Origin of the sequence: Acidovorax sp. sic0104 (assembly GCF_019219095.1) — a bacterium.
In the GTDB taxonomy this organism is placed as follows: Bacteria; Pseudomonadota; Gammaproteobacteria; order Burkholderiales; family Burkholderiaceae_C; genus Acidovorax.
The window spans coordinates 1-16,606 of record NZ_JAHUWH010000023.1 but is presented as its reverse complement, the minus strand read 5'-3'; the positions used below and the strand labels follow the sequence as shown (position 1 = coordinate 16,606).

Annotated in this window: 15 protein-coding genes, 4 tRNA genes and 2 pseudogenes; 11 read left to right on the top strand and 10 right to left on the bottom strand. The window is 65.6% G+C overall.

The window, feature by feature from the left end; genetic code table 11:
- Positions 1-79 precede the first annotated feature (79 nt).
- The gene (locus tag KW835_RS24205) at positions 80-496 is read left to right on the top strand and encodes a F0F1 ATP synthase subunit epsilon (protein ID WP_218387126.1); all 417 of its coding nucleotides are present in this window, start codon (positions 80-82) and stop codon (positions 494-496) included.
- Between the two features lie 591 nt (positions 497-1,087).
- Here KW835_RS24205 and KW835_RS24200 read toward each other — a convergent pair.
- The 5 genes from KW835_RS24200 to KW835_RS24180 all read right to left on the bottom strand — a co-directional run bounded on the left by KW835_RS24200 (position 1,088) and on the right by KW835_RS24180 (position 4,171).
- Positions 1,088-1,381: a DUF4148 domain-containing protein gene (locus KW835_RS24200; protein WP_218387125.1), complete on the bottom strand. Its 294-nt coding sequence runs from the start codon at positions 1,379-1,381 to the stop codon at positions 1,088-1,090.
- Positions 1,382-1,464: 83 nt separating this feature from the next.
- Positions 1,465-1,752, bottom strand: a complete 288-nt coding sequence (locus KW835_RS24195) for a DUF4148 domain-containing protein (protein WP_218387123.1) — start codon at positions 1,750-1,752, stop codon at positions 1,465-1,467.
- Between the two features lie 294 nt (positions 1,753-2,046).
- Positions 2,047-2,607, bottom strand: a complete 561-nt coding sequence (locus tag KW835_RS24190) for a TPM domain-containing protein (protein ID WP_218387121.1) — start codon at positions 2,605-2,607, stop codon at positions 2,047-2,049.
- A gap of 1 nt (position 2,608) precedes the next feature.
- Positions 2,609-3,535, bottom strand: a complete 927-nt coding sequence (locus KW835_RS24185) for a YgcG family protein (protein WP_218387119.1) — start codon at positions 3,533-3,535, stop codon at positions 2,609-2,611.
- 30 nt (positions 3,536-3,565) lie between these two features.
- Complete coding sequence (locus KW835_RS24180) at positions 3,566-4,171, bottom strand: LemA family protein (RefSeq protein ID WP_218387118.1); 606 nt, start codon at positions 4,169-4,171, stop codon at positions 3,566-3,568.
- Between the two features lie 246 nt (positions 4,172-4,417).
- Between KW835_RS24180 and KW835_RS24175 the strand changes: the two genes are divergently transcribed.
- The 3 genes from KW835_RS24175 (at position 4,418) to KW835_RS24165 (ending at position 6,506) form a co-directional block, all read left to right on the top strand.
- On the top strand, positions 4,418-4,861 hold the full coding sequence (locus KW835_RS24175; protein ID WP_218387117.1) for a nuclear transport factor 2 family protein: 444 nt from the start codon (positions 4,418-4,420) through the stop codon (positions 4,859-4,861).
- A 66-nt stretch (positions 4,862-4,927) separates the two neighbouring features.
- On the top strand, positions 4,928-5,956 hold the full coding sequence (locus KW835_RS24170; protein WP_218387116.1) for a YheT family hydrolase: 1,029 nt from the start codon (positions 4,928-4,930) through the stop codon (positions 5,954-5,956).
- Positions 5,949-6,506, top strand: coding sequence for a DUF2946 family protein (locus tag KW835_RS24165; RefSeq protein ID WP_218387114.1), 558 nt, complete (start codon positions 5,949-5,951; stop codon positions 6,504-6,506). Before KW835_RS24170 ends, KW835_RS24165 begins: the two co-directional genes overlap by 8 nt.
- 228 nt (positions 6,507-6,734) lie before the next feature.
- Here the strand turns inward: KW835_RS24165 and KW835_RS24160 are convergent.
- The 4 genes and pseudogenes from KW835_RS24160 to KW835_RS24145 all read right to left on the bottom strand — a co-directional run.
- Positions 6,735-7,298 (bottom strand): annotated as a pseudogene (locus tag KW835_RS24160) (cytochrome c5 family protein); the annotation flags it as partial.
- A 158-nt stretch (positions 7,299-7,456) separates the two neighbouring features.
- Positions 7,457-8,878, bottom strand: a complete 1,422-nt coding sequence (locus tag KW835_RS24155) for an efflux transporter outer membrane subunit (protein WP_218387111.1) — start codon at positions 8,876-8,878, stop codon at positions 7,457-7,459.
- On the bottom strand, positions 8,871-12,026 hold the full coding sequence (locus tag KW835_RS24150) for an efflux RND transporter permease subunit (protein ID WP_218387109.1): 3,156 nt from the start codon (positions 12,024-12,026) through the stop codon (positions 8,871-8,873). Before KW835_RS24150 ends, KW835_RS24155 begins: the two co-directional genes overlap by 8 nt.
- Positions 12,027-12,039: 13 nt before the next feature.
- Positions 12,040-13,338 (bottom strand): efflux RND transporter periplasmic adaptor subunit, encoded by a 1,299-nt coding sequence (locus KW835_RS24145; RefSeq protein WP_218387108.1) that lies wholly within the window; start codon positions 13,336-13,338, stop codon positions 12,040-12,042.
- 191 nt (positions 13,339-13,529) lie between these two features.
- On the opposite strand from KW835_RS24145, the gene KW835_RS24140 reads away from it, so the two are divergent.
- Positions 13,530-14,183: a TetR family transcriptional regulator gene (locus KW835_RS24140; protein WP_218387107.1), complete on the top strand. Its 654-nt coding sequence runs from the start codon at positions 13,530-13,532 to the stop codon at positions 14,181-14,183.
- 92 nt (positions 14,184-14,275) lie between these two features.
- Positions 14,276-14,351: transfer RNA gene (locus tag KW835_RS24135), tRNA-Arg, on the top strand.
- 175 nt (positions 14,352-14,526) lie between these two features.
- Here the strand turns inward: KW835_RS24135 and KW835_RS24130 are convergent.
- Positions 14,527-15,141: pseudogene (locus KW835_RS24130) on the bottom strand (ABC transporter permease subunit); the annotation flags it as partial.
- A gap of 78 nt (positions 15,142-15,219) precedes the next feature.
- Between KW835_RS24130 and KW835_RS24125 the strand changes: the two are divergent.
- The 5 genes from KW835_RS24125 to KW835_RS24105 all read left to right on the top strand — a co-directional run.
- The gene (locus tag KW835_RS24125; RefSeq protein WP_218387201.1) at positions 15,220-15,666 is read left to right on the top strand and encodes an EamA family transporter; all 447 of its coding nucleotides are present in this window, start codon (positions 15,220-15,222) and stop codon (positions 15,664-15,666) included.
- A 378-nt stretch (positions 15,667-16,044) separates the two neighbouring features.
- Positions 16,045-16,130 (top strand) — tRNA-Tyr (locus KW835_RS24120).
- A 67-nt stretch (positions 16,131-16,197) separates the two neighbouring features.
- Positions 16,198-16,271: transfer RNA gene (locus KW835_RS24115), tRNA-Gly, on the top strand.
- Positions 16,272-16,334: 63 nt separating this feature from the next.
- Positions 16,335-16,409: transfer RNA gene (locus KW835_RS24110), tRNA-Thr, on the top strand.
- Positions 16,410-16,483: 74 nt separating this feature from the next.
- Positions 16,484-16,606: GTP-binding protein (locus tag KW835_RS24105; RefSeq protein ID WP_229827326.1), on the top strand; the 123-nt coding region annotated here is incomplete at its 3' end.

The following is a 16,606-nucleotide window of genomic DNA, read 5'->3' as shown; positions in this document are numbered from 1 at the left end:
TGCGGCTGTACACCACAGACAGCAGCAGCTCGGCCTACCAACGCAGTCAAGCAACCCATCCCTTTTCCTAGGAGCAATGATGAACACCATCCACGTTGATGTGGTCAGTGCCGAAGAGTCCATCTTCTCCGGTGAAGCGCGCTTTGTCGCGCTGCCTGGCGAAGCCGGCGAACTGGGCATCTTTCCCCGCCACACCCCGCTGATCACGCGCATCAAGCCGGGCTCGGTGCGCATCGAAATGGCCGACGGCCGCGAAGAGTTCGTGTTCGTCGCCGGCGGCATTCTGGAAGTGCAGCCCAACCGCGTGACCGTGCTGTCCGACACCGCCATCCGTGGCAAGGATCTGGACGACGAAAAGGCCAACGCGGCCAAGGCATCCGCCGAAGAAGCGCTCAAGAATGCCAAGAGCGAGATCGATCTGGCAAAGGCGCAGTCCGAGCTGGCCGTGTTGGCGGCCCAGGTCGCAGCCCTGCGCAAGTTCCGCCAGAAGAAGTGACAGTGTCGCAAGGCCGCATCCCGGCAACCATGAAGAAACCCGGCTTTGCCGGGTTTTTTTATGCCTGGCCTGGATGGCGGGCGGTTCGGAGCTTGTTACCGGAAGGACGGGGTCGATGAATGAATGGGATAGGTGATTGGGGGCAGGGGTGAGAGCCATGCGCTTGGAGCTGGCACGACGGAGTTTGCGCGACGAAGCCATCGTTTCCCACGCCACGCTGGGGACATTCCTCTCCCACTCGTGCATTGGCCTGCGGACCTGATTGGGGCAGGTTCATCACCACCGGAGAATCTTCTGAGCCAGCGTGCCAGGAGGCATAGCCCGCCCGTTGGCGAAACAGCTCAGCAGGACGGATCTCGGCTGTCCCGCTCGGCGTGGGTGTCGAGGCGCTGTGCTATCGCCGGCTCTACACCAGGCCGGAAAGGGCTCACCATCAACAAAAAAGGCTCCCTTGTGGGGAGCCCAGTTTGCTTGGAGCAGTTGGAAGGATCAAAACACTCCCCATGGCAGCAGCCCCCGCAGAAGACCCGCGAAACGCCGCCACCATGGGAAGGCCCGCAACTGTGTCAATCGTTCAAAACAGCGTGTGGATCAGAACGCGCTGATTTCGCCCGAAGGAATCTGGCCGGTGCGCACGGCTTCCGCAGCCTGGGCACGCACGGCGGCGCGGTCGGCGGTGGACTTGTAGGTCACGACGCGCGAACCTGCGGGCTCGATGCTGCGGGTCTGGGCAACGCTCGATGCTTCGGCAGCGACTTCGGCGCGGGTGCGGTTGGTTTCGAACTTCGTGGCGAATTGCGAAGCGTCGGCTTCATCGGCGTGGGCACCAAAGGCAGCGAAAGCGGACACAGCGGCGATGGAGAGGAAGCGTGCGGTCTTGTTCATGATGGAAATCCTGTGAATTTTTTTGTGAATCAGGTGTGTTCGTCTAGTGAGAGGTCAGGGGAGCTGAATCCTTTGGATCCAGATCAGCCTTGCTCACCCGAAGGGATCTGGCCGGTGCGCACGGCGTCGGCGGCCTGGGCACGCACGGCAGCGCGGTCGGCGGTGGACTTGTAGGTCACGACGCGCGAACCTGCAGGCTCGATGCTGCGGGTCTGGGCAACGCTCGATGCCTCGGCAGCCACTTCGGCGCGGGTGCGGTTGGTTTCGAACTTCGTGGCGAATTGCGAAGCGTCGGCTTCGTCGGCGTGGGCGCCAAAAGCTGCGAAAGCGGACACGGCGGCGATGGAGAGGAAGCGTGCGGTCTTGTTCATGATGATTTCCTTTGAAGTTAAAAAGCGTCTCAAAAAAGCCGGAGAGAAGACAAACAGGTGAAACCGCTTCTGACCGGGTTCGGTGAGTCGCCTTGCGGGTTCGGCTCATCGATGGGTTGAACTGTACGCCGCATGAGCGCTGCGAAAAACTACCGGGTCGCGAACTGACTGTTCCAGTAATGGAAACAATGAGACAGCCATCTGTCCAAGAGTGGGTCGCTTGGGGGTCAACCAGCACGCCTTGTAGTCGCATGCAAGGGAAAACCCGCGCATCCCTTTGGGACAATGGGTGGGTCAGTCGACCACCGGCGCGTCAGGCAATTCGTTGGGGTGACCGGGTGCATCCGCCGCTGCCGGGAAATGTCGCACCAGGCGTGAAGACACGGCGTCGATGGCTTCGATCAGCCCGTCCTCGTACTGGAGGCCGCGAAAGCGCAGGGACATCTGGTCGATGACCGCGCGCCATTCCTGCGGAGTCACGACGCGAGCCAGGCCCCGATCGGCCACGATCTCGATGGCGTGCTCTGCCTGCAGCAGGTAGATCAGCACGCCGTTGTTGCGCTCGGTATCCCACACCCGGAGCTTGCCGAACTGGGCCACTGCGCGCTCCCGCGCACTGGCGTCGCGCCAAAGGTACGACGAGGGCAGCCCGGCCTCCACGCAGATGCGGATCTGCCCGGTGTGAAGCCGCTCGCTGGCGGCCACCCGGTCGGTCAACCGCCCCAACAGGGCTGGTGTGAAAGAGCGGCGAAGCACCCCTTCGGCCCAGCGGTGGCGGGCCAGCCGCAGAAGGCGACGTCCTATGGACCCAGTTGGCGAATCAGCCTGTGCGCGGGGTGGTCGATGCGCCGCCATGTCACCAACCTCCCGAGGCGCCGCCGCCGCCAAAATTGCCACCGCCCCCCGAGCTGAAACCGCCGCCGGAGCCCAACCCGCCACCGCCGCGGCTGCTGCCGCCGCCCCACGATCCCGCGCCGGTGCTCCACCCGCCATGGCTGCCGCCCTGCAGCACGGGTCCGCCGCGGCCGCTGAAGAGCCAGGTGTAGAGCAGCGCGATCAAGCCGGCACCCGCAGCCAGCAGCAGGCTGGAGGTGATGAGAAATGCGACGCCGCCCACGCCGCCGCCCATGACGAGGCCGCCCAGGCCACCGCCCAGCAGGCTGCGGGCAATGGGGCCTGCAACGATCACGCCGAAGAACAGGAAGATGGCCAGGTCCGTCCAGTCAAAGCCCGTGCTGCTGCCGCGCTGGGGTGGGCGGTCGGTGCCCGGCGCGGGCAGTGCCTCGCCGGCGATGCGTGCGCCCAGTTCGGTCACAGCGGCATGCAGGCCGCCGGCGTAGTCGCCTTGCTGGAAACGGGGCTTCATCGCGCCGTCGATGATGCGCGCTGCTGCAATGTCCGGAATGGCGCCTTCCAGCGCCTTGGCAACCTCGATGCGCATTTTGCGGTCGTTCTTGGCCACCAGGATCAGCACACCGTCGCCCACCTCCCGGCGGCCGATCTTCCAGTCGTTGCCCACCCGGTTGGCAAATGCGGCGATGTCCTCGGGGGCGGTGCTCGCCACCATCAGCACCACGATTTGCGCGCCCCGCGTGCGCTCCACGGCCTGCAACTGAGCTTCCAGCGTGGCCGTGTCGGCGGGGCTGAGCGTGCCGGTCTGGTCGATCACGGCGCGGGTGAGGGCGGGAACGGGCAGCAGGCCGGTGCCGGTCTGCGCCCAGGCGCCGAAATGTGCTATCAAAAAAATAGCTGTCAGCGCACGACGGACGAGCGGTAGCAGCATTTTTTGCTCACAACGGGTCTACAAGCTGGGTCAGCGCTTGGGTTGGGAGGCCGAGAAGTCCACCGTCGGCGGGGTGGAGATCTGTGCTTCGTTCGCCACCGTGAAGCTGGGCTTGGGCGTGTAGCTGAACGCCATGGCCGTGAGGTTGGTCGGAAAGCTGCGTGCGAGCACGTTGTAGTTCTGCACCGTCTCGATGTACCGGTTGCGCGCCACGGTGATGCGGTTTTCGGTGCCTTCCAGCGTCACGCGCAGGTCGCGGAAGGCCTGGTTGGCCTGCAGCGTGGGGTAGCGCTCGGACACGGCGATGAGGCGCGACAGCGCACTGGAGAGTTCGCCCTGGGCCTGCTGGAACTTGCTGAAGGCCTCGGGGTTGTTCAGCGTTTCGGGCGTGACCTGGATGGAAGTGGCTTTGGCGCGGGCCTCGACCACGCGGGTGAGGGTTTCCTGCTCGAAGTTCGCCTCGCCCTTGACCGTCGCGACGATGTTGGGCACCAGGTCCGCGCGGCGCTGGTACTGGTTGAGCACCTCGCTCCAGGCGGCCTTCGATTGCTCGTCCAGACGCTGGAAGTCGTTGTAGCCGCAGCCGGTCAGTGCAAGAACGGTAGCCAGCAAGGCCAGAATGCGTTTCGTCGTCATGATGTGTTACACCCAATGGAGAGGCCGAAAAAATCGAAGGTGCTGCTGGGACCGGCAGCCGTTGCGCGCACGGGGCCGATTCTGCAGCACCGGCGCGGCGCTCAACAGCCCCCAGCCTGCAGGGCATTGCGCGAAGACCCCACAATGCACAACTTCCGCACAATAGCAGCCTGTGCGCGGCCCGCTCAGGGCAGCCCGGCGCTTTCGGCCCTCAGACTCTTCCTACGCCAGACACGTCCAGCCACCATGCCCCGCCCCAGCGTTGCCACCCTCGGAGGTTCCTCGGATGAGATCGAGGCCGCGTTCTATGAAGCATTGCAGCGCGGCGACATCGACCTGCTGATGGCCTGCTGGTCCGAGGACGACGACATCGTCTGCGTGCACCCCGGCGGGCCGAGGCTGCTGGGCGCCGGGGCGATCCGTGCCGCGTTCGAGGCCATGTTCGCGCACGGCACGGTCCGGGCCCGGCCCGTGCAGGTGCATCGCGTGGTGGCCCTGTCGAGCGCCGTGCACAGCGTGGCCGAGCAGGTGGAGGTCATGCTGCCTGACGGCCTTCACCAGGCCGTGGTCCTGGCCACCAACGTTTATCACAAGACCCCGGAAGGCTGGCGCATGGTGGCTCATCACGCAAGCCCGGGCACCGCGCCCGATGCCCAGGTGGTGGATGCGCAGCGCCCGGTGCTGCACTGAGGTGCACCAGGCCATGAATTCAGGTGTTTTGGGCTACTCTTGCTTGGTGCGTGGGCGCCGTATGCTATGAAATACGTAGCGCCTCGCTGGCTGCCGGGTGGACAACTGCAAACCATCTGGCCCGCCCTGTACTCCCGCCGCGTGTTCGGCCCAGAGCCCCAGTATCGGCGTGAGCGTTGGGATACGCCGGACGGCGACTTCATCGATGCGGATTTCCTCGTGGACGGTGGAAGCTCGCGCACGGGGGATGCCGGCTCACAGCCGCTGCTGGTGGTGTTCCACGGGCTGGAGGGTTCTTCGCGCAGCCACTACTGCGAAGCGTTCGCTGACTTCGCCCGGGAGCAGGGCTGGGCCTGCGCGCTGCCGCACTTTCGCGGCTGCAGCGGCGAGATCAACCGAGCGCCGCGCGCCTACCATTCGGGCGATCATGCCGAAGTCGGCTGGATGCTGCAGCGCCTGCGGGCGGGGCACAAGGGGCCGCTGATGGCGGTGGGGGTATCACTGGGGGGCAACGCGCTGCTGCGCTGGGCCGCCGAGGTGGGTGAAGACGCCGCGCGCAGTGTGGACGCCATCGCGGCGGTGTGCTCGCCGATCGACCTGGCGGCGGGCGGTCATGCCATCGGGCGCGGCTTCAACCGGCAGGTCTACACGCGCATGTTCATGCGCACCCTGGTGCCCAAGGCGCTGCAGAAGCTGGCGCAGCACCCGGGGCTTTTCGACCGGCAGGCGCTGCTGGCGGCGCGTGACCTGTATGCGTTCGACAATGTGTTCACCGCGCCCGTGCACGGCTTTCGCAATACCGAGGACTACTGGCTGCGCGCCTCGGCCAAGCCGCTGCTGCACCGCATCCGTGTGCCGGCCCTGGTGGTCAATGCGCGCAACGACCCCTTCGTGCCCGCCGCCAGCCTGCCGCAGGCGCACGAGGTGGGCCGCTGCGTGACGCTGTGGCAGCCCGCGCATGGTGGCCACGTCGGCTTTGCGCAGGGCCGGCTGCCGGGCAACGTGCGGGCCATGCCCGACGCCGTGGGCGGCTGGCTGGCGAAGCAGGCTGACATCGGAGGCTGTGCAACCACCGCACAATCGGCCCATGGATGACATCGTCAAGCAAGCCATCGCCAAATGGCCCAACGTGCCCCATTGCTACGGCTGGCTGGGGCTGGATGCGCGGGGCCATTGGTACCTGCGCGACGACGCGGTGCAAGCCGCCGGCCCTTTCCCCGAAGCCAAGGGCGCGCTGTTGCAGCACGAAAAGCTGATCGAGTTCATCGCGCGCAACTATGAGGCCGACGCCCAGGGCCAGTGGTTCTTTCAGAACGGGCCGCAGCGGGTGTACGTCGAGCTGGAGGCCACGCCCATCGTCTGGCGTGTCCAGCCGGACCTGTCGCTGATCTCGCACACGGGCCAAGCCGCCATGGCGCTCGATTGCCTGCTGGACGAAGAGGGCCGGGTCTACCTGACAGCCACCCAGGGTCTGGGCCTGGTGCACACCCTGGACGTGCTGCTGGCGTCCGAAGCGGTGGAGCGAGGGCTGTGGTCGCCGCGCGAGGTGCGTGCCGGCGATCTTGCCACGCAGTACGGATACATCCAGAGCCCCAGTGCGCTCCGGGTCGCCGTTGGCGGGGCGGTTGCATCAGCGCCGGTCTGATGCGGTGGGTGGAGCCGTCGGGACAGCGGGGAATGGCCGAAATGCCAGGGTCTGTGCGCACGGCGCGGCCATAAAAAAGCCGACCCCGGCGGGTCGGCTCTCTTCAGTACGGCTGGCGCGGTGACGGCTTACCCCCTCATGATTGACAGGGTCTGAGCACCCCTCACCACGATCGCAGCGCGGTGCCGCAGCCACGACGCGGGCCGCAAGGCCCGCGCAGGATCACTGGGATGCAGCCGAGGCAGGTGCTGCAGCGGCTGCGGCGTCCGCTGCAGGTGCCGATGCACCGGCAGCAGCTGGAGCGGCAGGCTCCGCGAACTTGGCACCGGCGGCGTTGGCCATGTAGGCGACTGCGCGCGCGATCTCGGTGTCGTTGAAGTCACCACCACCTTGTGGAGCCATCGCACCCTTGCCCTTCAAAGCCGAATGCACCAGGGCGTCAAAGCCGGTCTTGATGCGTTCTGCCCAGGCCGCTGCATCCGCCAGCTTGGGCGCGCCAGCGGCGCCCGTGGCGTGGCAAGCCGCGCACTGGCCCTTGAATACGGCTTCGCCCGTGGCCAGCGGCCGGTTGGCATCACGCACCTCGACCATGCCCACCTTCTGGATGCGCTCGGCGATGGCCTTCTCGGGATTGGCCGCACCCGCGGCAGGCTTGTCGGCCGAAGTGACGTACATGACCAGGCCAATGATGGCGAAGATCGGAACCACAAACGAGAAAAAACTCGCCAGCAGCAGTTGCTTGGGGTTCTTGATCGGGCCGGTGTGCGCTTCTTCGTGGTGGGTGTCGCTCATGACTTCCTCTGGTGTGTCGGGGGGCTTTGATGAAATCAACCTTAAATTATATCTGCGGCCCCATGAACTTCGGCCCCCGACGGGTCACATGCGCACCCCGATGAACCCTGAGTCCGCCCCCTTGCTGCCGATGCCGGACCGCAAGGGGGGCAGATACGTCAGGAACGGTTGTCGGCAGGAGCCGGCGCGCCGCCACCCAGGGCCTTGTACAGCGCGACCTGATTCTGCAGCTGGGCCAAGCGCACTTGCACCACGGCCTGCTGTGTGGCGAACAGCGAACGCTGGGCGTCCAGCAGGTCGAGGTAGCTCGACACGCCGTTGCGATAGCGCAGGTCGGCCAATTGCAGGCGCGCGCTCTCGGCTTCGGCCTGGCGTTGCTGGGCCAGCGCCTGCTCGCCCAGGGTCGCCTGTCCGGCCAGGGCGTCCGATACCTCGCGGAAGGCGGTCTGGATCGCCTTTTCGTACTGGGCAATGGCGATGCCCCGGGCGGCCTGCGCACTCTCCAGGTTGGCTTGGTTGCGGCCTGCGTCGAAGATGGGCAGCAGCAGCGACGGCGCGATCGAGAAGCCCCAGGAGCCGCTCTTGAACAACCCTGACAGCTCGTTGCTGGCCGTGCCTGCCTGCGCGGTCAGCGCGATGCGCGGGAAGAAGGCGGCCCGCGCGGCGCCGATGTTGGCGTTGGCACCGATCAGCTGTTGCTCGGCTTGGCGAATGTCCGGGCGGCGCGTGAGCAACTCGGATGGAAGGCCCGCAGGCAGCGTCGCCATGGACGGGGCATTGGCCAGGCGACTGCCCGCCAGGCCGGCGCGCACCTCATCGGGCAGGGACTGGCCCAGCAGCAGGACGAGCGCATTCTCGTCGAGTGCGCGCTGGCGCTGCTGCTGCGCCAGCGTGGCGCGTGCTGCCTGCGTCAGAGACTCGGCCTGGCGGAAGTCCAGCTCCGAGGCCACGCCCGCGTCCAGGCGCATCTTGGTCAGTCGCACCGATTCCTCGCGCGATGCCAGGGTCTGGCGCGACAACTCCAGCAGCTCTTCGTCGGCCAGCAGGTTCAGCCAGCCGTTGGCCACGGCGGCCACCAGGCTCACCTGCGCGGCATTGCGGCCCTCTTCGGTGGCCAGGTACTGCGCCAGCGCCTGCTCCTTGAGGCTCGCGATGCGGCCGAAGAAGTCGATCTCCCAGGACGAGATGGCCAGGCCGACGCTGAACGAGTTGGTCAGGTCGCCGGTGCCCGTGGCGGGCGCGCGGCTCGCGTTGGCGGCCACGCCCACGCCCGGGTACATGTCGGCACGGCGCACCTGGTAGGTGGCGCGGGCCTGCTCGATGTTGAGCACCGCCACGCGCAGGTCGCGGTTGTTGGCCAGCGCCGTTTCGATGAGTTGGCGCAGCCGGGGCTCGGCAAAGTAGTCCTGCCATGGCACCGTGGCGGCCGTGCCCGGTGCTACGGCGGTGTTGTCCGGGCCGAGCGTCGTGTACGCCGACGGAACGGGCGCCGCAGGGCGCTCGTACGTAGGGATGAACGAGCAGCCGGCCAGCAGCGCAGCCGCTGCCACGGCAGTGAGGGTGCTGCGGGGATTAATCATGGGTTCCAACTCCTGCTTCTTCTGCATGGCGGCGGTTCATTTCCTGCTGGCGCGCGCTGCCCTTGAACAGGCTGCGCACCACCACGAAGAACACGGGGACGAAGAACACCGCCAGCGCCGTGCCGGTGACCATGCCGCCGATCACGCCGGTGCCGATGGCGCGTTGACTGGCAGAACCCGCGCCCGATGCGATGAACAGCGGCACCACACCCAGACCGAACGCGAGCGACGTCATCACGATGGGTCTGAAGCGCAGGTGTGCGGCTTCCAGCGCGGATTCGACCAGCCCCTTGCCCTGGGCGTGAAGGTCCTTGGCGAACTCAATGATCAGGATGGCGTTCTTCGCGGACAGGCCGATGATGGTGATCAGACCCACCTGGAAGTACACGTCATTCGCATACCCGCGCAGCAACGTGGCCAGCAGAACGCCCAGCACTCCGAGCGGCACGACCAGGATCACGGCCAGCGGGATGGTCCAGCTTTCATACAGCGCCGCCAGGCACAGGAACACCGCCAGCACGGCAAAGCCGTACAGGATGATGGCTTGCGAGCCGGCCTGCTTTTCTTCGCGCGACGTGCCAGTCCACTCGAAACCGAAGCCCGGTGGCAGTTGGGCGGCCAGCTTTTCCATCTCGGCCAGGGCCGCGCCGCTGCTGTAGCCTGGCGCGGGCTCTCCGCTGATGCGCATGGCGGGGTAGCCGTTGTAGCGAACCGTCTGCTGCGCGCCCTTGACCCACTTGGTGGTGGCAAATGCGGACAGTGGCACGGGCTGGCCCTGTGCGTTGGTCGCGTTCAGGCGCAGCAAGTCGTCGGGCTGCATGCGCCCTGGCGCGTCGGACTGCACCACCACGCGCTGCAAGCGGCCCTTGTTGGGGAAGTCGTTCACGTAGCTCGATCCCAGTGCGGTGGAGATGGCGCTGTTGATGGCATCGAAGCCCACGCCCAGGGCCTGGGCCTTGTCGCGGTCGATGTCGATCTGCAGCTGCGGAGCGTCCTCCAGGCCATCGGGGCGGATGCCCGTCAGTACCTTGCTTTGCATGGCCATGCCCAGCATCTGGTTGCGGGCGTTGACCAGCGCGTCGTGACCCAGGCCTGCGCGGTCCTGCAGGCGGAACGAGAAGCCGCTGCCGGTGCCCAGCTCGGGAATGGCCGGCGGGCTGAGCGGGAAGATGAATGCATCGCGCACGGAGGACAGTGCGCCGAACGCGCGGCCTGCCAGGGCGCTGGCCGACTGCGAGGCTTCCTTGCGTTCGTCCCAGTCCTTGAGCGTCACGAACGCGATACCCGCGTTCTGGCCTTGGCCCGAGAACGAGAAGCCCAGCACGCCCACCATGCTCTGCACTTCAGGCTGTTTGAGCATGAAGCCTTCGACCTGCTTCATCGCCTCGAGGGTGCGCTCCTGCGTTGCGCCGGGCGGCAACTGCACGTTCACCAGGATGTTGCCCTGGTCCTCCTGCGGCAGGAAGGCCGTGGGGATGCGCGTGTACACCAGGCCCACCACGGCCAGGATGGCTCCGTAGATGATCAGGTAGCGCGCAGCCTTGCGCAAGATGCGCGACACCAGGCCCTCGTAGCCCTTGGCCGTGCGCGAGAAGCCCCGGTTGAACCAGCCGAAGAAGCCGCGCTTTTCGTGGTGGTGGCCGGCTTCCACCGGCTTGAGCAGCGTCGCGCACAGCGCCGGCGTGAGCGACAGCGCCATGAAGGCCGAGAAAGCGATCGATGCGACCATCACGGCCGAGAACTGGCGATAGATATTGCCGGTGGAGCCCGCGAAGAACGCGAGCGGCACGAACACCGAGATCAGCACCACGGTCACGCCGATGATGGCGCCCGAAATCTGGCGCATGGCCTTGCGCGTGGCCTCCAAGGGAGACAGGCCTTCCTCGCTCATGATGCGCTCGACGTTCTCCACCACCACGATGGCGTCGTCCACCACGATGCCGATCACGAGCACCATGCCGAACATGGTCAGCACGTTGATCGAAAAGCCCAGGGCCAGCAGCGTGCCGAACGTGCCCAGCAGGGCAATCGGCACCACGATGGTCGGGATGATGGTGTAGCGCCAGTTCTGCAGGAACAGGAACATCACCAGGAACACCAGCACCACGGCTTCGACCAGGGTCTCGGCCACTTGCGAGATGGAGATCTTGACGAAGCGCGAGCTGTCGTAGGGGATGGAGTACTTCACGCCTTCGGGGAAGAACTTCTGCAGCTCGTCCATCTTCTCGCGCACCAGGCGTGCCGACTCCAGCGCGTTGCCGCTGGGCGACAGCTGAACGCCCAGGCCGACGGCTGGAGCGCCATTCAGGCGCGCGGAGGTGGCGTAGCTCTGGCCGCCCAGTTCTAGGCGCGCCACGTCTTTCAAGCGGACCGACGAGCCGTCGGTGTTGGCGCGCAGCACGATGTTTCCGAACTGCTCCACGCTGGAAAGCTGCCCTTTGACCACGACCGTGGCGGCAATGCCCTGGCCGGTGATGTTGGGCAGGTCACCCATCACGCCAGCGGACACCTGCGCGTTCTGCGCGCGGATGGCGGCCGTCACGTCGGCGGCCGACAGGTTGAAGCCGCGCAGCTTGTCCGGATCGATCCAGACGCGCATGGCGTTTTCGCTGCCGAAAAGCTGCACCTGGCCGATGCCCTTGACGCGCTGCAGCTCAGGCTGGAGGTTGCGCGCCGCGTAGTCGCCCAGCTCCACCGGGGTGTACTTGGGGTTGTCCGACGCGAGCATGGCGAACAGCAGGAAGTTGCTGCGCGCCTTGTCGACGCGCACGCCCTGCTGTGTCACGACCGACGGCAGGCGCGGTGTGGCACGGGACAGGCGGTTTTGGACATCCACCTGTGCGAGGTCGGAGTTGGTGCCCGGCTCGAAGCTCAGCGTGATGCTGCCGGAACCGTCGGCCTGGGCAACGGATTCCATATAGATCAGGCCGGGTGAGCCATTCATTTCGCGTTCGATGACCGACAGCACGCTGTCTTCGAGCGTCTGGGCGGAGGCGCCGGGGTAGGCGGCGTTGATCACGATCGATGGCGGCGCCACCGGCGGATACTGGGCGATCGGCAACTGCGTGATGGCGACGCCGCCCATCACCATGATGAACAGCGCAATCACCCACGCGAAGATGGGGCGGTCGATAAAAAACTTGGCCATGCTGGGCTGCCTCTTATGGCTTGGACGCGGCGGCCGACGCAGGAGCCGCGACTGCGGCGGCACTTGCCGCTGGAGCGGCTGCGCCGGCTTGCGCTGGAGCGGCGCCAGGCGCCTGCCACGGAACCGGCTTCACGGGCGTTCCGGGAGGCATCATCTGCAGTTTCTGGAAGCCGTCCACCATGACCTTCTCGCCGGCCTTCAGGCCGTCGAGCACCACCCACCGGTTGTTCTGCGCGGCGCTGACCTTGATGGTGCGCTGCGAGATCTTGCCGTCATCGCCCACCACGCTGATCGTGTCGCCCTGCTGGGTGCGCGTGACGGCCTGCTGCGGCAGCGTGATGGCATTGCTGGCCTGGGCCTGCTCGATGCGCACACGCAGATACAGGCCGGGCAGCAACTCGCCCTTGGGGTTGGGTACTTCGGCTCGCAGCGTGACCTGGCCGGTGGTGGCATCGACCGAAAGATCGGTGAACAGCAGCTTGCCAGGTTGCGCATATTCGGTGCCGTCGCTCAGCACCAGCTTCACGCTGGCGGCTTCGCCACCGGCGCGCTTGAGCTGCCCGTTTTCCATTGCGCGGCGCAGCTGGAACACATCGCTGGCCGACTGCGTGAAGTTCACGTAGACGGGATCGATCTGCTGCACGACGGCCAGCGCAGTGGCCTCGCCCTGGCCGACCAGCGCGCCCTCTGTGACGAGGGCACGGCCGATGCGGCCGGAGATGGGGGACGTCACGCTGGCATAGCCCAGGTTGATCTCCGCCGTGCGTACGGCGGCCTTGCCGGCGGCCACATCGGCCTGCGCCTGCTTCTCTGCCGCTTCGGCGTTGACGAAGTCCTGCTTGCTGATGGCATTGGCGCTCACCAGCGGGCGATAACGCTCGACCTGGGCGCTGGCCTGTGCCAGGTTGGCCTGGGCCTTGGCCAAGCTGGCCCGAGCGCTTTCCGCTGCTGCGGCATAGGGGGCGGGGTCGATGCGGAACAGTGGTTGACCCGCCTTCACGTCGCTGCCCTCCTTGAACAGGCGCTGCTGCAGGATGCCTGCCGCACGCGCGCGGACCTGCGCAATGCGCGATGCCTCGACGCGGCCTGGCAATTCGGTGACCAGCCCCACATCTCCCGGGGTGGCGGTGACCACGCCCACTTCAGGCGGGGGCATCTGTGGCGGTGCGCCGCCAGCAGCCTTGCCGTCGGTTTTTCCGCAGGCCGCAAGGAGCACGGCCACCGCGCTCACGGCCACGAAAGTGCGTGCCGTGCGAAGGGAGAGGGCGTGCGGGAGGTAGAGGCTGACGGATGGGTCACGCAGTGTGCGCATGAGAGTCCTTCTGATGTGCGTCAAGGAAAGGGGGGTTGTAGGGGATGGGAGGCCTGGCACGGACATTCCCGGGAGATCCCGACCAAACAAGTGCGCGATTATACATACAACCATGAATGTATAATTGACGGCTTGCATGCCCTTGCGTTCTTGCAGGGGCATTCGGACAGGAACAGAGGAGACAAGCCACCATGGCACGCCGAACCAAAGAAGATGCCATTGCCACCCGCAACAGTCTCATCGATGCCGCCGAGCAGGTCTTTGGCGACAAGGGGGTCTCGCGGGCATCGCTGAGCGACATCGCCCAGGCTGCGGGTGCCACGCGCGGCGCCATCTACTGGCACTTCAAGGACAAGGTGGATCTCTTCAACGCCATGATGGACCGTGTGACGCTGCCCCTGGAGCAGGGGTATGGCGAGTTCGAGAGCAGCACCTGCCCCGACCCGGTCCAGCGTCTGCGGGCCGTGATGGCCATGGTGCTCCAGGGGGTGGCGTTTGACGAGCGCACCCGCAGGGTATTTGAGGTGGCGCTGTACAAGGTCGAGTACGTGAGTGAAATGGTGGGTGTGCGTGAGCGCCATATTGCCGCTTCCGAGGGGTTCACCCGGCAGTTGGCGCGGGACTTCGAACTGGGTGCACTGGCCCAGGGCGTGGAGTTGCCTGTGACACCTGCGGAGGCGGCCGTGGGGTTGCATGCACTGTTTGACGGCTTGATCCGCAACTGGATCCTCAGCGAAGGCGGCTTTGACTTGGTGAGGGTGGGGCGAGTCAGCACCGATGCATTCCTGGTGGGGCTGGGGTTGTCCTTGCCGGCTGGGGGCGGCGAGTGCGGTGCGCGGGCCTGATGGGATTGCGTGCGGTGGCCGCCTGCGGGGGCGGGCTTGTTGGGCGCCGCTGCGGCGCGTGCGATAATCCTGGGCTGTATTGATGCAGTCACGCGGCTGTAGCTCAGTGGATAGAGTATTGGCCTCCGAAGCCAAGGGTCGTGGGTTCGATCCCCGCCAGCCGCGCCATCGTCTCTTAGGTAGGGCCTGAAGCGGCAATTGCCTTAGCGCCCTGCATACCCTCCTCCGCGCGGTGAGGGAACTCGCACCGCCTTCAGCAAAGACAGGCCTCGAGGCTCGGCGCAGATTCAAGGTGGTGGATGTTCAGCGCTGAATCCCAGGAGGTGTCAGTGGCTTGGCAGACCTACATCCTGCCTTTCCAGGGAACCAGCAGTGTTTCCGTCCTGCGCATCATCATGTCGAACAGCAGGGCGACCATGCCGATCACGATGATCCCCATGACGACTACGTCGGTGCGGAGAAAATTGCTGGCGTTGAGCACGAGCCGGCCCAAACCGGCCGTGGCTGCAACCATTTCGGCGGCCACCAGCGTGGTCCAGCCGAAGCCGATGGCGATGCGCATGCCGGTCAGGATCTCGGGCAATGCGGCCGGCAGGATCACATGGCGAACAATCTGCCAGCGGCGGGCACCCAGCGACAGCGCGGCGTTGATCTGTTCACTGCCCACTGACCGTACGCCTGCGCGCGCCGCCACCGCCAGCGGTGCGAAGCAAGCAAGGTAGATCAGCACGACCTTGGAGGTCTCTTCGATGCCGAACCAGATGATCACCAACGGCAGATAGGCCAGCGGGGGCAGCGGTCGGTAGAACTCGATCAGGGGGTCGAAGACGCCCCGTACCCGGCGCGATACGCCCATCATGATGCCGATGGGTACGGCGGTCAGACAGGCCAGCGCGAAGGCGCCGAACACGCGCCCCATGCTCCACAGGAAGTGCTCCAGCAGCGGCTTGCCGCCCTGGCCCTGGCACTGAACTTCAGCAGCGGTACCGGCGGTATCACGCTGCTGAGCCTGGTGCTGAACCTGCTTGCCGCCACCATGTGGGCGACGTCCAACATTGTGGCGCGCAAGGCACAGGCGGCGCAGCCAGGGTACGACGCGCTGCAGTTCGTTGTCTGGAGCTCCCTTGTGCCCATAGGGCCATTCGCTGCCCTGGCTTGGTGGTGCGAGCCGGCAGTCACACGCTGGCAATGGATGCAGGCCAGCCCAGTGGGTTGGTTGGGGGTCGCCTACCTGGGCTGGTTTGCGACCATCGCCGCCTATGCATTGTGGACCGGCTTGCTCAAGCGCCATGCCGCGGCCAGTGTGGCTCCGTTCAGCCTCGGGGTTCCCGTGATTGGCCTGGCTGCGGGCATTCTGCTGCTGGGTGAAACCATGTCAGCTTTGCAGTGGGCTGGAAGCGCCTGCGTGGTGGCAGCCTTGGTCGCCGTGATGCTCGGGCCACGCCTGTGGACGCGGATCATTTCGCAGGCTCCGCAGCGATGATCTGGTGTGCGTCGCAAGACCGGCGCCGGGTGTGGCCCGGCGCGGATGGCGGGTTGTAAGCTTGCGTCGGCCTGCCTCATTTTCATCTGTCCGCAGTGTTGCAATCTTTCTCGGGAGCGAGATAAATCAAGTAGCTGCCCACCTGCGTCCGTTGCCGATTCGGCGCTTCAGCGTGGACGCACATCATGTTTTTTTGACGCTAGATGCACGACCAAGCTGTCAGGACATTTGAGGCTGGCATAAAATCTAAGTCTCTGGAAACAATGCGTGGTGCTTGCACGGGGCACAGCAAGGTCCCAGAGGAAGGTTTCGCAAATTGAATTTTTCGGTGCGCTTTTGCGCGGCGTGAAAATTCGGTGCTAGAATCCTAAATTCTCCGGAGGGGTGCCCGAGTGGCTAAAGGGGGCAGACTGTAAATCTGTTGGCTTACGCCTACACTGGTTCGAATCCAGTCCCCTCCACCAGTGAGTAAGTGTTGAGAGTGTTTGCTGCCCTGCTTGTGTGGGGCGGTCGCAAAGGTAGTTGGCCGATGCGGGAGTAGTTCAATGGTAGAACCCTAGCCTTCCAAGCTAATGACGCGGGTTCGATTCCCGTCTCCCGCTCCATCGCTTGGTTGTTGCTGGTTTGTTGAGTTAGAAATTTTGATGCCGCGCAAGCGGCCTCAAGTTGCCCATGTGGCTCAGTGGTAGAGCACTCCCTTGGTAAGGGAGAGGTCGCGGGTCCGATTCCCGCCATGGGCACCACTTTTGGGTGCGTCCGGTTCTGGGCGCTCCGAGATCCTGTTGTGTTGGTATAGATTTTTTTCGGAGTCGGAAAAATGGCAAAAGGTAAGTTCGAACGTACCAAGCCCCACGTCAACGTGGGCACGATCGGCCACGTGGACCATGGCAAGACGACGCTGACGGCAGCGATCGCCACGGTGCTGTCCGCCAAGTTCGGC

Coding starts and splice junctions, on each gene's coding strand:
- KW835_RS24185 (WP_218387119.1), bottom strand. CDS start 3,535: ATGCTGCTACCGCTCGTCCGTCGTGCGCTGACAGCTATTTTTTTGATA.
- KW835_RS24150 (WP_218387109.1), bottom strand. CDS start 12,026: ATGGCCAAGTTTTTTATCGACCGCCCCATCTTCGCGTGGGTGATTGCG.
- KW835_RS24200 (WP_218387125.1), bottom strand. CDS start 1,381: ATGAACAAGACCGCACGCTTCCTCTCCATCGCCGCTGTGTCCGCTTTC.
- KW835_RS24165 (WP_218387114.1), top strand. CDS start 5,949: ATGGATGACATCGTCAAGCAAGCCATCGCCAAATGGCCCAACGTGCCC.
- KW835_RS24170 (WP_218387116.1), top strand. CDS start 4,928: ATGAAATACGTAGCGCCTCGCTGGCTGCCGGGTGGACAACTGCAAACC.
- KW835_RS24175 (WP_218387117.1), top strand. CDS start 4,418: ATGCCCCGCCCCAGCGTTGCCACCCTCGGAGGTTCCTCGGATGAGATC.
- KW835_RS24140 (WP_218387107.1), top strand. CDS start 13,530: ATGGCACGCCGAACCAAAGAAGATGCCATTGCCACCCGCAACAGTCTC.
- KW835_RS24180 (WP_218387118.1), bottom strand. CDS start 4,171: ATGACGACGAAACGCATTCTGGCCTTGCTGGCTACCGTTCTTGCACTG.
- KW835_RS24145 (WP_218387108.1), bottom strand. CDS start 13,338: ATGCGCACACTGCGTGACCCATCCGTCAGCCTCTACCTCCCGCACGCC.
- KW835_RS24190 (WP_218387121.1), bottom strand. CDS start 2,607: ATGGCGGCGCATCGACCACCCCGCGCACAGGCTGATTCGCCAACTGGG.
- KW835_RS24155 (WP_218387111.1), bottom strand. CDS start 8,878: ATGATTAATCCCCGCAGCACCCTCACTGCCGTGGCAGCGGCTGCGCTG.
- KW835_RS24195 (WP_218387123.1), bottom strand. CDS start 1,752: ATGAACAAGACCGCACGCTTCCTCTCCATCGCCGCCGTGTCCGCTTTC.
- KW835_RS24125 (WP_218387201.1), top strand. CDS start 15,220: ATGTGGGCGACGTCCAACATTGTGGCGCGCAAGGCACAGGCGGCGCAG.
- KW835_RS24205 (WP_218387126.1), top strand. CDS start 80: ATGAACACCATCCACGTTGATGTGGTCAGTGCCGAAGAGTCCATCTTC.